The following is a 16,218-nucleotide window of genomic DNA, read 5'->3' on the forward strand; positions in this document are numbered from 1 at the left end:
TTCGCCATGCCGACCGACCAATAGCAGCCCGTTGCTACAACGTATAGCGTTGCTGGGTCGCTCTGGAGTATAAAGAGTGGGGAGACGTGCTCCCCTTGGCTAGCTATAGCGCTATACCTCAGCGCTGTCTTTACTCGCCGCAGCGACAGGCTTCCCCTCTATCACGCGGTTTATCAACGCAGCAATCGTACCGCTCTTCCCTGCTAGGCCATCAACCGCCTTACCAATTGAAAGCGACTTGGCGAAGTTATCAAAGAAGTGTTCCTCACCTCCGACGATATCTATCTTAGCTTTTTGCAGTGCGACAGACAGAACCTCTGCATTCTCCTTCGCAATGTCTTTACCCGCGTCTATCGAGGCCAGCGCTTCTTTCAGTGCCGTCTCAAGACCCATGCGGTACTCTTCGTGCGATCTCGCATCCTCACTCATGCTGTTCATCGCGTCAAACTTATCCACAAGGCCGTCAGCCTCTGCCTTGAACTGCTCTCGTGTAACCTCCGCATTAGCCAAACCAATCTCACGAGCAGCCTTCGCCTCTGAGTCACCCTGTGCCGCCGTCACATCAGCTTGTGCCTTACCTGTGCCAAGCAACGCATCAGCTTCAGCATCGCCCTTCGCCTTGATAACATTGGCCTCGGCAAAACCTTCTTTCTCGAGGGCGTCAGCCTTGGCTTCTTGGATCTTAGCATCAGCTAGCCCTGGTGCAGCACGCTCCGCCTGTACTCCTTCAGCCATCTTCTTCTTGGCATCTGCCTCTTTCGCTGCAGCCTCGAGCTCTGCCTGAGCAAGCGTGGTGATTTCTACCGATTTATGCTTCGCCGCCTGCTCTTCTGCCTCGGCAGCCTTCACTTGCTTCACTTTATCTTCTTCGGCAATTGCCTCTGCCGCTAACACCTGAGTTTGCTTAGCTCGATCAGCCTCAGATACCTCACGCACCTCTTTGATCCGCTCCTCCTCGATAGCGACAGTCTTGTCGACAACCACCCGCTCTCGTATCACATTGGCAATCTCTTTCTTCTCGATTTCTACTGCCTTTTCGGCCTCGATGCGCTGTATCTCAACCTCACGTTCCCGCGAGACAATCTCTAAGTCCCTAGCACGCGTTACTTTCTCTTCTTCTATCGCCACCGCTCTCTGACGATTTTGCTCGGCAACCTCAATCTCACGTTTTTGGTTCTCTGTCTGTACCTGTAAGTCTTGCTCAACCTGAATAGTGGTAGCTTCTGCTTTCAGGCGCTCCTCTTCTTGCACTTTTTTCGTCTCAGCTTCTTCACGCGCCCTAATGGTGGCTATTTCACGCTCCTGCTTCGCCTCTGCGTCAGACTGCTGTCGCTCAAGCTCTAACATAGCTTCAACAGTTTCTACGTTCTTTTTCTTAATCGCCAGCTCTTCATCACGCTCTAAGATATTGGTGCGGATATTTTGTTCAGCCGTCAGCTCGGTTATTTTCTTAATACCTTCGGCGTCAAGTATGTTTGTTGGGTCAAGCGATGCCTTTGGCGTTTGCTCTAGATAGTCAATGGCAACGTCCTCTAACACATAGCCATTTAGGTCATCACCTATAACTTCAATAATCTTTTCGCGGAACTCCTGCCTATTCTCAAACAGGTTTACAAAATCAATTTGTTTACCGACTGTTTTTAAGGCTTCAGAAAACTTAGCATTAAATAAAAGATTAACCGCCTCACGATCAGAAGCACGACCCGCGCCAATAGACTTGGCAACTTTCAATACGTCGTCAGTTGTTTCATTGACGCGCAAATAGAATGCGACAGTGATATCCGCACGCATATTATCATTACAGATCAGTCCATCTTTGCCGCGACGGTCTACCTCTAGCGTTATGAGAGAGATGCGCATCAATTCTTTTTTATAGATAATTGGATAAACTAATGCGCCAGTGAAATGCACCTTAGGCTTCGTACTCATATCATTAACAATCAGTGCCGTTCCCTGCTCAACCTTGACATAAAAAGATTTAAATAGTATTGCCATTCCCATCAGGATAGCGAAAAAAATTGCGGCGCCAGTGAAAACAGGCATCAAAACTGACAAGTCAGCCATAACTTTACTCCGTTTATATTTTTATAATTTAATTTTATTACTTAGAGAATTCTTCTTCAGAAATAACGCTATAAGAATTTCTCTCTTTGGAATACTCAAGAAGGACCACTCGATCACCCTTAGTAAAGCGCTCCCCCCCTCTCGTTCTAACCTTTAATATTAGTCCTGCACCACCATCTTCTAGTACAGCCTCACCAAACTCACCATCAACGCGAGACGTTCTAACGATCGCAGACTGACCCAAGATATACTTGACCGTTTGCTGCTGACTTTTATTGAACAAAGGCCTCAGCGGCTTAATAATAAAAGCAGTAAGCTGTACTGACACATAGAGACTAAACGCCAGCACTGGCAGCCCAGCCATATAACGAAAAAATCCAGGCTCAACGAACTGAAACAAGAAGTGCACCATGTAATAACAAATTAACCATCCGCAAAGTGTCATTATGGAGAGAATAATAGTGACCGGTACGCCGTTGAGCCCATAGCGCAACATCAAACCTGCCAGCGTATCTAGATTTGTTAGGTTGCTCGTGGAATTAACGCCTAACTCACCGTCAGCATCTGGAATGTCGATATCAAGGATATCAAGGTCGACAAAACCCAACACCGCTACCAGCCAGTACAAGGCGCTCATCAGCAAAAAGAAGGTGAAAAACACTGTAGGAAATGATGCGATGTTCTGATAGAACGGGTCCATACCTTCAGTCAGTAAAATCGCAAACATGCTTAAACCCTATCGTTAGTATTATTATAGGTGCTGCCACACCCCCTAGCCCGATGCTTTGCCCCCTTTTATTCTCGCCAGAATATCATCAGCATTGCGTGTAGTCGAGGTAATGCCCGCCTCATCTAACTTTTCTTGCAGCGAGTCGCCGCTAGCATCTTCAGCTAACTCACTCGCAGCTGACAGTTGCGCCTCCTTTAGAGCCTGCTTTTCTTTTATTCGCTCAAGCGAGTCCATGGCTGTACGCATTTTAGACTGCGAACCACTATAACGATCTGCCACAGCGACTTGAGCTCGCTGAACATTCTCTGTCGCCTTAACCGTGTCGACCTGCTGCTTCAGACGCTTTATATTTCGCTCCGCCTGTTTGATTGCTTGGCGCAACTTATTGGCACTGGCAGCATAGCCAGTCTCGACATCCTTCTCTTGCTTTAGCTGATTTTCTATATCAGCGATTTTTTCCGCCACCTCACGCGCCAACGGTTCATCACCCTTCTCTAGCGCTTTCAAGGCATAGCCTTCAAATTGCTCAATTTGGCGACTATAGTCCTTGCACTTTTCTTCCGCTAGCTTTTGGTGAGCCATGATCTCAGCCAAGCTACCTTTTGATTCATGCAGCTCTTCAGAAGCCTCTCGCACCTCTTGGTCTAAAATTCTTAGCGCCTGAGTATCAACAATTGCTTCACCCGCCTCATTTACACCACCCCGTAAGGCGGTCATCATTTTTGCCCAAATACTCACTGATCTACTCCTTGCTTATTAGCTGGCCTCAACCGGAATTGATAAAAACTCACTATAGGCCTCAGTTGCATGAATAACATTGCTCGCCAATGTCTCGATTTCAAAGACGATATTTGGCAAAATCGACGTCGAACTCAAGGCTCCAAACATATGATAAAAATCACTACTGTGACCGGCCGAATCATGAACAATTCGATCAAGGCTAATGGTCGACAACGGGAAATACTTATGTGTTTTTAACACGGCCTCATTGAACAGCGCAACATCGGCTACCTCGGCAACCGACCACAACATCGCCTCAGCGATAATTTGATCGCCAACGACCGTCACAAAGATCGGCAGATCACCATAACCAGTCATGATGACATGTAAAGCAGGCGAGACACCATCGATCAATTCCACCGTCGCCTCACCGCTGACAAAAATCTCTACCTCCTGCAAAGCCTCATACAGACTATTTGTTGTCCAATTTTTAGTCTTATCTGTCATTCTACTCACTCCTATTGACTCTTCTTCGCCTGCAAGTCGTCGAAACTGTTTCTCGACCACTGCAAGTTGCTTGGCATTCTCCGGGAGAATCCACACTTCCTTCTTAACCAGTCCCTGATCACGAAGACGCTTTCTGTATTCACGCTGATAATGTGCTGATGATTTTGCTTTCATGAAATAAATATATGCCATTACATGTAACATGTCAACGAGCTTACATGTAACACATAAGCAACACTTGAATCAGACAGCAAAACCAACATTCAAAGAGGCGCACAAGATCAACAGCGACACCCCACCTACCAGCCACACAAGATAACTTCCTCATACCCCCAACAACCAACAACCAACAACCAACAACCAACAACCAACAACCAACAACCAACAACCAACAACCAACAACTCCACCGCAATAAAAAACCAAAGCACAACATAGCAAGAAAAATAAAGCCCACAAAAAGCTAACCGCAGTTAAAAAAAACACAATCAATTAAAAAAAATAAAATTTAAAAAACTTCACACTCCCTTAATATTCAACCGCCACAATCATCCGCGCATCCAGTTACAAAAATACCAATTAATAGCATTTGGAAAGCAACGATGAAAAATAATTTATTAAAACTAGGGTTCACCCTAGCCGTTTCCGCTATACCGCTCAGCTCTTTCGCCGCCCAAAAGGCCATTCTCATAGGCATCGATGGCGTTCAGTACGAGAAAATGCAGGCGCTAGACACCCCCAACTTCCATCGCCTTACGATCAAAAAGACTTACACCGGGGGAATCGCTGGCGACTACAGCGAACAAGGCACTTCCAGCGGCCCTGGCTGGTCCACAATACTCACCGGCGTCTGGGCCAACAAACACCAGGTCATATCTAACGGCTCAGGTCATGCTAGCGAGGACTTTCCAAGCATATTCCGCCGAATCATCACAGCAAAGCCCAACTTAACACAGGCATCTCTTGTTAACTGGTCACCCATCCATAGCCAGTTTTTCAGTAACGATGTCGACGACATTGCCGTAGCCAAAAAAGGGCTTAGCGATACCAGCGTAACCAGCTCCACCATCGCGGAAATCAACAATGGCAGAGACTTTATCTTTGCCCACCTCGACGATCCTGATCACGTCGGCCACAGCGATGGGTTTAGCAAAAAATATAATGACAGTATCATCACCGCAGACGGACAGCTTGGACAGATTCTCGACTCCGTGGAGGCTGCGCAACAAGACACTGGTGACGACTGGTTAGTCATTGTCACCACCGACCACGGTAGAGAAGGCACCACCGGCTATAGCCATGGCGCCCAAACAGCTAGCGAGAAGACCGTCTTTATTGCCACCAATAAGCCACTGAACAAAGAGTTCTCCAGTACCGCTGCCGGTGAAAACCAAGGCTTCTCAGGCCTATACAACTACACAGCGCAAACCTCCATCACCCCAACCATACTTACCCACCTAGGCATAAAGATAGAAAACAAATGGAAGCTGGATGGCCCCTCGCTACTCGGGGATATTGGCGTTAGAAAATTAACGCCCGGCGCTCAGCACACCCTCAGCTGGGTCAGCGATAGCAGCAAAGAAGCCAACATATACAGAAACAATCAATTTGCCGGCAGCGTAGCCGCCAATCAGCAATACTGGCAAGACGACACTAGCGGAGACAGCTCAGGGATAATCGACTACGTAGTCGAACTAAACAACAACCCTACCGCCTACCGGGCCTACTCTTTAGATATCAATGCTGCGCTAAACTGGAACACCACTCGCGCCTATTTTTTCAGAAGTGACAACCAGTATATTCGCTACAATAAAACTGACGACAAGGCTGACGATAACTACCCTAGAGTCACCACTAACAGCAACTGGCCTGGACTAGGCGACTACCGTGAGAAGATTGTTGCCAGTTTCCACAAAGACGCCAACACAGCCTACTTCTTCTTAAACAATGGCGACTATATTGCCTACGACATCAATAGCGATAAGGCGCTATCTGGCTACCCTAAAGCCGTCGATGCTAACACCTGGCCTGGATTGGAGGACTATGCTGACAACATTATTGCCACGCTGCGCGGCAACGGTGATGATGTTTACTTCTTCCTCGATAACGCACGATATATTCGCTACAACCTAAAGAACGATCACGCTGATGAGGGCTACCCACAAGCGGTAAACGACACCACATGGCCCGGCCTTGCTAGCCACGCGGAAAACATCACCTCAGCTCTCCGCTGGAGCGACAGCAGGGCCTACATCTTTCTAACAGGTCAACGCTATATCCGCTACAACGTCAGCCAAAACCGCGCCGATAGTGGCTACCCGGCCACCACCAATAACAGCACCTGGCCAGGAATGATGAACCCTTAACATCCCGCCAGAAAAGAAAACCCTCCTATTTCCTCACGATAGGAGGGCCCCAAGGCCTGCGCCCACCAACAGATACAACCTGCCCTGCTTACCCTTTTACCCACCAGTTCCCCCCCTCATCCGTTAAGCCCCCCCAACTTTACTACCCCCCCTTGATCTAAGATGTTTTTTCCACAAAAAAAGAGGCCTATGATACGACCTTCTATTTTTTAGAGCTTTACAGTGGTTTTTTTACATTGCCGCTGATTATTAAGGCTTTTATTGGAGATTATTGTGGCAGGACAACTTGCTCGAATTAATGTATTCCCTATTAAATCAGCCAAGGGCTTATCACTCTCTCAGGCTTGGCTCGAATCTGCCGGACTCAGCTTTGATCGACGCTTTATGATCACACTCATGGATGGCAGCATGATCACCTCTCGCCGCTACCCACAGCTACTGCTGATCACCACAACGCTCAAAACCGAAAGCATTGTCTTTTCCTACCCCGATCTCCCTCCTCTAACACTACCCTTTGTTGAACTACAGCGACAACCAACCAATACCGCCGTTTGGAATGATAAATTTCAAGCATTTTCAACCACTCAAGAAGCTAACGAGTGGGTCGAAAAAATCATTGGACAGCCTGCCCAGCTACTTTATAACGGCGAAGAAAGTCAGCGCGTAGGTGGAAAAGCACAGGTTAAAGTAAGCTTTGCCGATAATTTTCCTGTCATGATTGTCTCTGAAGCTTCATTGGCGTCACTAAACTCACGCTGCCACGAACAACAGAGCATGGACCGGTTTCGCGCCAACCTGATCGTAACCGGTGTCGAGGCATTTACTGAAGATAGCTGGAAACGCCTGCGAATAGGTGATGTTGAAATTGAAATCAAAGCGCCTTGCAGCCGTTGCGTGCTCATTAATATTAACCCTAATGACGCTCATCGTGATCCCGCGAACGAACCGTTAGCGACATTAATGTCGTTTCGCACTGACGAAAAATCGGCCGGTAACGTCAACTTTGGCATGAACGCTATCGTCGTTAAAGAAGGCATGATCAAACAAGGCGATAGCATTGAAGTGCTAGAATATCGTCAACCTGAAGTTTATCGCGATACAGCGGCCAAGCTGCAGCTAAGCTGTGTTGGCCGAGAATCAATAGCCAACGACTTCGAAACATTTTACTTTTCCCGCACTGATGGCCAAAAGCTTCCAAGCTATCTGCCCGGGCAACACCTGCCACTGACGATACCCACGACAGCATCAGCATCTACCTCACGCTGCTACACACTATCATCCTGCCCTAGCCAAAATCGTTATGCTATTTCAGTCAAGCGAGTCAAAGAGGGGGTAGCCTCTTCTTGGCTACACGATAACTTACAGGTGGGCGATCAACTTAAAGCGCAACAACCACGCGGAGATTTCTACTTTGACCCTCTGCGACACAACGGTAAAGTGTTATTAATTTCAGCGGGGAGCGGCATAACACCGATGCTGTCCATCGTTCGCGATGCTATCGCCCATCACTCAACCAATGAAATCATTTTTTATCATTACTGTCGCGACCAGCAAGATATACCTTGCGCCGACGAATTAGCGGCAATCGATACCGAACAGCCAAATATTAAAATCCATATTATACTCACGCAGCCCTCCGTACCAACCCAGGGCATGCGTGGCCGCATTTGCGCAGAACACCTAGCGCTTGCCGGCGATATTACCGACTGCAACGCTTTTGTTTGCGGCTCAGAAGCGTTCACGGAACAAGCAAAGTCTTTGCTACTTGCCGCAGGTCTTGCCGAAAGTCACTACCACCAAGAACTTTTTTTCCTTGCTCAAAAAGCTGCCAGTAAAAAGAAAACAGTAAAAATCCACTATAACGGCACAGAGTTCACGGGAAACAACCAGCAGCCACTGCTTGATCAAATAGAAAGCCAAGGGCTGGAGATTAACAACGGCTGCCGTGCCGGGTTATGCGGGCGCTGTAAAGTAACAATCACACAGGGAGAAGTAAGCCGATCACCGGCGCCGGCGCTAACCGCTGCAGATAGCGAACAGGGGATGGCTCTGAGCTGTTGCTCGATACCACAAACGGACATCAACCTCATTCAATAGTGGTCACAGCCAAGACAGAGTGTTATTAACACAGCCGATAAAACGATCATCTGCATCAACCACAGCGACTGCTTGATCAACAGACTCCAGCGTCGACAACAGCTGATGACGATTACATCGACTAATCGCCTCCATTAGCTGACCAACAACCTCTGGCCTTGCACTATGTAGCTTGCCGGAGGGAGCAATAACTTTTCTCAGCCGCAGCTCTAAACGCTGTGGCGACACCCGCCCCAAACTAATGGGCTCACCATCAGTTTCGCTCCCCCCATAAAGCTCTATCATGGCAATAATTGCCGCAGCGGTGATCTTCCCCTCTACCTGCCTAGCCCGATTAACGACAACGAGATAGTCATAGTTTTTTTCACACATAATCTCCCAAGCCTGCAACAGACTTGCACCATATTCTATCGTTGCATCCTCACCAATCATATTTTCACCACAGCAGCGCTCCCCCAGCTTACGACCCCTTGCCTGCTGCAGGCTGGCTTGAAATATTAGCGATAGCTGCGCTGGGCTAGCATCAATATAAATCGACTGCAGCCTCAGCGCCTGTTTTATATCCTCTATTTGATACAACTCTGAAACCTTGACCTCTTCATAGCGAGCCCCATCAGACAATACACTACCGAGCAACTCGGCTCGCTTTTTCCCCTCTGCAAGAACGAACAACAAATGCCGGTGCACGACGACCACAAACATGAAGGCAGCTATATTAATCGCCACCGGCATCACCACATAGCCATAACCTAACGCATAAATCTGCTCGCCACCGAGCACCGCAATCAGCGCAGTCGCCCCACCCGGCGGATGCTGGCAGCGCAAAACATGCATACTCGCGATCGCCAGCCCTACCGCTAGCGGCCCCGCAACAACCGAATCACCCAACAGCTGATAGACCGTAACACCGACAATAGCTGAGGATATATTACCGACAATAAAAGCCCACGGCTTAGCCATAGGGCTGTTCGGCGCTGCAAACATCAACACAGCTGCCGCCCCCATTGAAGGCAAAACCATTGGCGCGCTAACACCGCCCACGCTCACATCATTAATCGACAGCGCGACCAACGACACACACAGTAGACAGCAGAAAGCTGTGAGGGTGGTAACGATAAAATACTGGCTGCCGCGTCCCGCGGGCACAGCCAATAACATGGATAACTTACGCTGTATTATTTTCATTATCTTCCCTGCTTAAACGCGATTAATCAGCGCTAAATATGGCTTGAACTCATTTTGATAAAGCTTAAAAAATTAAGCTGCCTTTTCATCAACGTTAGCCAGCTGCAAGTCTTCCAACGGACCAAAGAATTCAAAATGAATATTTTCCTCGGCAATACCCAAATCATGAGCATACTGATTCATCAAAACCATAAAGGGCTTGGGGCCCAAAAAATAAAAGTCTACCTCGCTATTGCCGGCTAACTTTTCCCGCAATAACGGCAGACCCACAAAACCAGTTGCATCGGGCTCACAGGTCTTCGTCGGCTCGCTATAAACATAACACTTACTCACATTGCTAAACTGCTTAGCCAAGGCGTCGACATGCTGTCTAAACGCATGCACCTTTGAGCTAATCGCCGCATGAATAAATTGGATTTTCCTGCCTGTCTTCACACAGTGATTCAGCATGCTAATCGCTGGCGTAACGCCAACCCCCGCAGTCACCAAGACTAACGGCCTATCACTTTCCTTAACGACAAACTCACCCGCCGGAGGCAATAGTGACAACTCATCACCAATCTGCACATCGTCATGCAAGTAGTTTGAGACCAAACCACCCTGCTCTCGCTTGACGCTGATGCGCAGGTAATCTTTATTGGGTGCGTCTGACAAGCTATAGTTGCGTCGCATCGTCTCGCCATCGATAGTCAACACCAACCCCAAATACTGCCCTGCCTTAAACTCTGGTACACCGCCGGCATCGACTGGTCGAAGATAGAACGAGGTAATGACATCACTCTCTTTCACTTTCTTCTCAACCTTGAAACTGCGCTCACCACGCCAGCCCCCTGGCTTTTCTTCGCCCGCTTTGTACGCCTCTTCTTCGGCATCGATCAATAGATTGGCGAGCTGCCAGTAGGCCTCACCCCAGGCTGCAATCACCTCATCTGTTGCCGCCTCACCCAGCACAGCCTTAATTGCCTGCAACAAGCAGCTACCCACGATCTCATACTGTTCGGGGCGAATATCCAGCGACACGTGCTTATTGACAATACGATCGACCGCCGAAGACAGTACCTGCAGGTTCTCAATATTAGCCGCATAAGCCACCACCGCCCCAGCCAACGCCTTTGATTGCGCACCAGATTGCTGGTGACTCTGATTGAAATAGGCCTTCACCTGCGGAAACGACTCAAACATCAGCGGGTAAAAGTGTGCGGTAATCTCTTCGGCATGAGCGGCTACGGCCGGAACGGTGCTCTTTATAATCTCGATGGTCTGTTGGTTTAATGACATTAATGCAATTCTCCTTCGGTATGATGCAAACAACTTTACTTGCAACTACCTAGTGCATTACAACAAACATGCCAACATATAAGGCATTGATAAGTATCTATTAGTTTTTGAATGAGTCTAATTGACAGCGACAACCAGTATGTTAAATAGACTACAATAGATCTTTTAGACAGCGGCAAATCAAGTAGTCTATCCCCAAAAAGATTAACACCCAACAAGGCTCTCGCTCTCCGAATAGCGCCCCACAGTAGTCAGCCTCACGAAAAATACCCTCGTGGCTACGGCATCACATCTTCAGCGACAGACTAGCGAAAACTACTGATCAACGGCCACCTGATCTACCCCCAAACAAAACGCTGTGACCTCCTTGTCACTAACTACCGCAATCAGCAATAAAATCTTAGAATTTCAAAAAACGACATACTAACCACAACGACAAGAAGCGTATTCTTAACATAAAAACTTAAAGCAATAGCAGCGAGCCCCGCGATCAAATAGGGATCATGCACGAAAGAAGGGTATTGATCGACAGAACCAAAGACGATAGGCGCCGACATCGCCGTTAATATGCATGGCGCGGTATAGGAGAGGAAACGCTTAACATTCTCACTAAGCTGCACAGAGACTGAGCGAGAGAAAAAAATATACCTGACAGAAAAAGTAACTACCGACATTGATAAAATATAAAGTGTATAGAGCATTCTACTTCGCCTCCCTAGCGCCCAACTTATACCCCACCAACATACCGACAACCGACGAGACCAACAGCCCTCCAGGTACCTTCATATAATGACAAACTAACGATGCTAGCGCCGTCACAACAACCGCAACTAATGTCGATCTGGACTTAATCGCAGGAACTATCATCGCGATAAACGTTGCCGCTATCGCAAACTCAAGGCCATACTCATGAATATCAGGAAACAACTCACTTGCCGCGATACCAATAAACGTCGATACATTCCAAAGGATATAAAACGTCAACCCTGAGGCCACTGCATATTTTTCAGAAAAAAAACCAGTTTTTTTCCTTAACGACTCTGTGACTAAAAACATCTCATCCGTTAATAAAAACGCAATAACAACCCGTCTATGCCATGGCAGCCTTCTCACCTCCTCTCTAAATACCGCTGAATACAAGACATGCCTAGAGCTGATCACAAAGGTAGATCCAATCAACGAAACCAAAGAGCCCCCTGCCGACATTATCGTCAGCCCCGCTAGTTGTGCCGCCCCCGCAAAGACAAGTAACGACATCAGCTGGGCTTGAAACGGCGACAGACCTGCCTCTATAGACAGGGATCCACAAAGTATGCCCCACGGTAGCACCGCGATCGAAAGCGGTAATATATCCAAGATCGCATCATAGCAATACGGCTTCGGTTGATAATGCATTTTTTCTTCCAACATTTCCCTTTCCCTAGATAAGCACCTAAATACCACACACTCATGGCATCATTAAATTGCAAAATAAAACAATAAACATGCGAAATCTTCAAAATAAAAACAACGAGACAGCGGCGCGACACCAAAAGCTTCGCAACAGCTAAGCAACTGAAAACAGCGAGACTAAAAACGGAGTTGAGTCTATCATTAACACTAAAACCTTAATGTTAGGCTTTAAAAAATAGCGACTAAAGAAATTAAAAAAACACCCAAAAACTCAAACGCATCCCCTTCCTTGCCCTAATTATTTTCACGGCAAACGATACCCTTTAAGTAAGGCTTAAAATAGTTACTAGAATTTAATATTCTGCAAAGCCGACCTATCGCTAGTTGACCAAAACACTAGCCACAATCACAGCCTCTAGGACACAAGTATTCGCACATACACTATGTGGCACATAAGGCTGTACTAGTTAAGCCTCTGTTGAAAATAAGTAGCGAAAACTATAACAAGGTCGTATTAACAACCTCAGTTGCATTCGGATCAAAGCTAGCGACACCGCCTTCCTGCCGACGCAACTCAGGCGCATAGAGCGCAAAATACTCATCGCCACACTGCTTGGCAGCATTAATATCTTCACGACTAAGCTGTTCTGCTAACAAACTTAATAGCTGGTCCGCGCCATCGACCTTACCCGCCGCCGCTAACATCGCCCAAGCATAGCTCTCGGTAAACTCGTTAGCTTCATAACAGCTTGCCGCCATATTCTGACAGGCCTGTGGATAACCCTGTCGCGCCGCTGCCTGGTACCAATGCCGCGCCTGTCCAGGCTCTGCCTTAACGCCATACCCCTCATCTAACATGCTGCCGCAGTTAAACTGCGCCTGCGCGATGCCGTTCTCCGCCGCGCACTGATACCAGGCGAAGGCCTGCGCCAAGTCCTGATCACCACCGCGCCCCATCATCAGCAGCGTCGCCAAATTATATTGCGCCTCCGGGCTATCCTGTAACGCGGCGCGATAGTAGAAGTCTCGCGCTCGTACAAAGTCCTGCAGGCCCGCATTGCCACTATCAAAAAATAAGCCGGTGAAATATTGTGCCGCCCGAATGCCCGCCTCGGCCTGCTCGAGGCAGAGCTCGAAGGCAGGCTCTGTCGCCAACTCATTATACTGCTGACAAAATGCCTGCTCGGCCACTAATAGCGGACCACTAGGAGCAACAATATCACGCACCGCCCATGCCGACGCAGGCTTCGCACCACCTAGTCGCTGTTTGATTTTATCCCATAGTGCCACAGTCTTTACCTCTTCTTACTTCTATCGCTGACCGCCGTCGCCACATTGCGCACTAGCCGGCACTCAAAGCCTTTCTAACAACACCGAGCAAGTTAGTACGCACCCACAAACTGCCGTATACAGCCTAGCCAATAGCCACGTTCAGACCACTCAGTGATGACGCTCCACCTCGATCGATAACGGCTCAATCACCGCCTGCCACTCCCACCACTCGTGCTCTCCAGCCTCGACATCGGCGGCGCCACGAATAATATCCCAGCGCACCAAATAATCGGGATCAACCACATCATCCGCTAAACCCGGCACCACAAAACTCGCCTTCGGCGCCAGATGCCAGCTACTGATATCCGATGGCAGAGTGAACGGTGTGCTATCGGGTGCCACCTCGATAACAATGCCATCATCTTCCATCACCTTAACCACGACTCCGTAGAACAGCTTTTCATCCAGCAACGTCTGACGGCCGTGCTCATAGTAACGCAGACCGACGACGACCCGCCGCGCCAGCAACTGATTACGAGATATCTCCATAGCGCATCACACCCTCTCTTACTGCCTAACAATTACCCGAGCTTAGCGAAATTCGCCCGCCGCCGCCACGCTTGCCGCACAAAAGCCTACAAGCAAGCAGAAACGGGGTAAAAAAAGCCCCCGCTCGGCAGCGAGCGAGGGCTGTGATAGTCACGCTGGCGCATGAGCGCCAACGGCGTTAATGCGCCAGCGGCACCACACCCACCTGCGGCATATCGGCTAGACCGATATCGCGAGCATGCTGCTCAAAATCTTTGTTCTTCCAGAAGAAACCACCTGGCATAGTGGTAGGAATCACCAGCACATAGAACAGCGCACGGCCGATCACCGCAGTAAGCAATACCGATAACGCCAACGCCCCCCACAACAATAGCGCCAACACGCCATCGACTGCCGACCACGCCAGGGCGGCAATGAGCAAGGCATTCACCACCAGCAAAGCATTACGCAACATATAGGTCTTGCCAAAGGTGGTGCACTGTACATAGTGCGACGCGCCGCCCTCGTGATTACCGTGGTTCATCGCGTTAGCATGACAAAATAGGCCTAATGCCTCCAGCGCCATACCGACCACCATCATCACCGCCGAGGTCTGCAGGAACACTAAATAAGACTCACCGAGATAGGCCCACACAGGCACCGCCACTAACGATAGCGCCAAGCCGCCAAAACAGGCAGCGGTGCCGATAAAGCTGGTCGCCGTCTGCCAGTGATCCCAAAACGGGCGCGCCTTGATGCGATAACAGCGATACATGTAGTAGAGACCAGTAAGACCCGCGGCAATCGCCAAGCCACCGAATACATCGGCGACAGCGGTAAGGTCGGCCAGCGCCGGCAGATAGGCTGCGGCAACGGCGTTTTCCGGTAATTTACACAGCATGTGCAAACCGGCAAACACCATGAACAACATGATACCGAGCCCCTCGCGACAAACCGGCGAATAACGCAGATTATTAAAACCACGATAGAAGCGCATCGGCTTGCCCAAATGGATCGTCGTCATCAACAGGCCGAGACCAACTAAGCCGAGACACAACAACAAGAAAGGCACATAGAGCGCCGAGCTACTCAGGGCTGTAAATGCCTCAAGCCCTAGCTTATTACCGATAAAATTGGCGATAAAACCACCGATCGCCATCTGTACGGCAATAGTAAACACCACCAATGGATTCTCGCGAGAGCTGAGGCGCTCGAGATTCCAGAAGCGCTGCTTACCCTTCTTCTGATCGACCACCGGTTGATAGCCACCGTCGTCCTGCTTCTGATACTTAACCGGCGCACCATCGGTGCGAGTCACCACGTCGGGCATACTCTTCACCTGTTGGAAGCGGATATTAGGGCTGGTAATCGACGTATCTGGGAAACCCGGTAGATCGATCTTGGCCTGAGTGCGATTCTCCGGCGTATTTTCTACCACACCAAAGTTCAGCGCGTTACCGAGACAGGCGGCGACGCAGGCGGGTTTCAAGCCAACCTCGAGACGATCGACGCACATATTACACTTCGACACCTGCCCCTTGATGGGGTCGAGCTGCGGTGCATTGTAAGGGCAGACCCAGGTGCAGTAGCCACAACCAAAGCAGGTCTCAGGATCCTGCAACACCGCACCGTATTCCACGTGTTTGGTATAGGCTTTAGTGGGACAGCCCTTCAGGCAGACCGGGTTATCACAGTGATTACAGGCCATCGAGATATTCATCCGACGGAAGTCGGGGTAAGTCCCGCCCTCGACATAACCAACCGAACGGAACGCTAAATGCGCCGGGTTATCATTCTTCTCACTACAGGCCGCCTCACAGGCGTGACAGCCGATACAGTTATCGGCGGTAAAGTGGAAGGCGTGCTGCTTGTTACGGTTAGGGTTGTCACCGACATAATCCTCACCGTTAATACCCATCGAGCGATCTTTGCAGACCATGGCATTGTCATCGCCATCTTTGCCTGCGCGCTCCAGCAAATCGATGGCTAAACCGTAGGTGTTTTCCGCCTGCATTTCGGGGTCGTTGAGCAGAGCGTATTTTGGTTCGTTGTCGCGTACTTTAAACATACGTACCTCTAAT

At 49.1% G+C, this 16,218-nt stretch carries 14 protein-coding genes; 2 read left to right on the forward strand and 12 right to left on the reverse strand.

The features are described from left to right. Positions 1-111 precede the first annotated feature (111 nt). The 5 genes from EDC56_RS11025 to EDC56_RS19465 all read right to left on the reverse strand — a co-directional run bounded on the left by EDC56_RS11025 (position 112) and on the right by EDC56_RS19465 (position 4,476). Positions 112-2,064 (reverse strand): flotillin family protein, encoded by a 1,953-nt coding sequence (locus tag EDC56_RS11025; protein WP_123712559.1) that lies wholly within the window; start codon positions 2,062-2,064, stop codon positions 112-114. 37 nt (positions 2,065-2,101) lie between these two features. Next, positions 2,102-2,791, reverse strand: a complete 690-nt coding sequence (locus EDC56_RS11030; protein WP_123712560.1) for a DUF1449 domain-containing protein — start codon at positions 2,789-2,791, stop codon at positions 2,102-2,104. A 45-nt stretch (positions 2,792-2,836) separates the two neighbouring features. After that, entirely contained in the window at positions 2,837-3,532 is a 696-nt protein-coding gene (locus EDC56_RS11035) for a PspA/IM30 family protein (RefSeq protein WP_123712561.1), read from the reverse strand. Between the two features lie 18 nt (positions 3,533-3,550). Next, positions 3,551-4,195, reverse strand: coding sequence for a biofilm formation regulator BacA (gene bacA / locus EDC56_RS11040; protein WP_123712562.1), 645 nt, complete (start codon positions 4,193-4,195; stop codon positions 3,551-3,553). A gap of 125 nt (positions 4,196-4,320) precedes the next feature. Next, positions 4,321-4,476, reverse strand: a complete 156-nt coding sequence (locus tag EDC56_RS19465; RefSeq protein WP_162844158.1) for an intracellular growth attenuator family protein — start codon at positions 4,474-4,476, stop codon at positions 4,321-4,323. 145 nt (positions 4,477-4,621) lie between these two features. Between EDC56_RS19465 and EDC56_RS11050 the strand changes: the two genes are divergently transcribed. Both EDC56_RS11050 and EDC56_RS11055 read left to right on the forward strand, forming a co-directional pair. Continuing rightward, positions 4,622-6,385 (forward strand): alkaline phosphatase family protein, encoded by a 1,764-nt coding sequence (locus EDC56_RS11050; RefSeq protein ID WP_123712564.1) that lies wholly within the window; start codon positions 4,622-4,624, stop codon positions 6,383-6,385. A gap of 273 nt (positions 6,386-6,658) precedes the next feature. Further along, positions 6,659-8,482, forward strand: coding sequence for an MOSC N-terminal beta barrel domain-containing protein (locus tag EDC56_RS11055; RefSeq protein ID WP_123712895.1), 1,824 nt, complete (start codon positions 6,659-6,661; stop codon positions 8,480-8,482). A 3-nt stretch (positions 8,483-8,485) separates the two neighbouring features. Here the strand turns inward: EDC56_RS11055 and EDC56_RS11060 are convergent, their stop codons facing one another. The 7 genes from EDC56_RS11060 to EDC56_RS11090 form a co-directional block, all read right to left on the reverse strand. Further along, a complete protein-coding gene (locus EDC56_RS11060) occupies positions 8,486-9,667 on the reverse strand; it encodes an HPP family protein (RefSeq protein WP_123712565.1) in 1,182 nt (393 codons plus the stop codon). Between the two features lie 72 nt (positions 9,668-9,739). Then, the gene (gene hmpA / locus EDC56_RS11065; RefSeq protein WP_123712566.1) at positions 9,740-10,945 is read right to left on the reverse strand and encodes an NO-inducible flavohemoprotein; all 1,206 of its coding nucleotides are present in this window, start codon (positions 10,943-10,945) and stop codon (positions 9,740-9,742) included. Between the two features lie 386 nt (positions 10,946-11,331). Next, positions 11,332-11,646 carry an AzlD domain-containing protein gene (locus EDC56_RS20095; RefSeq protein WP_123712567.1) on the reverse strand — a complete coding sequence of 105 codons (315 nt, stop codon included), beginning with the start codon at positions 11,644-11,646 and terminating at the stop codon, positions 11,332-11,334. A gap of 1 nt (position 11,647) precedes the next feature. After that, positions 11,648-12,355 carry an AzlC family ABC transporter permease gene (locus tag EDC56_RS11075; protein WP_211333652.1) on the reverse strand — a complete coding sequence of 236 codons (708 nt, stop codon included), beginning with the start codon at positions 12,353-12,355 and terminating at the stop codon, positions 11,648-11,650. A gap of 480 nt (positions 12,356-12,835) precedes the next feature. After that, the gene (locus tag EDC56_RS11080) at positions 12,836-13,627 is read right to left on the reverse strand and encodes a tetratricopeptide repeat protein (RefSeq protein WP_123712568.1); all 792 of its coding nucleotides are present in this window, start codon (positions 13,625-13,627) and stop codon (positions 12,836-12,838) included. Positions 13,628-13,777: 150 nt separating this feature from the next. After that, entirely contained in the window at positions 13,778-14,158 is a 381-nt protein-coding gene (locus EDC56_RS11085) for a hypothetical protein (RefSeq protein WP_123712569.1), read from the reverse strand. 178 nt (positions 14,159-14,336) lie between these two features. Beyond that, complete coding sequence (locus EDC56_RS11090) at positions 14,337-16,205, reverse strand: DmsC/YnfH family molybdoenzyme membrane anchor subunit (RefSeq protein ID WP_123712570.1); 1,869 nt, start codon at positions 16,203-16,205, stop codon at positions 14,337-14,339. Between the last annotated feature and the right edge of the window lie 13 nt (positions 16,206-16,218).

The organism is Sinobacterium caligoides, assembly GCF_003752585.1.
In the GTDB taxonomy this organism is placed as follows: Bacteria; Pseudomonadota; Gammaproteobacteria; order Pseudomonadales; family Sinobacteriaceae; genus Sinobacterium; species Sinobacterium caligoides.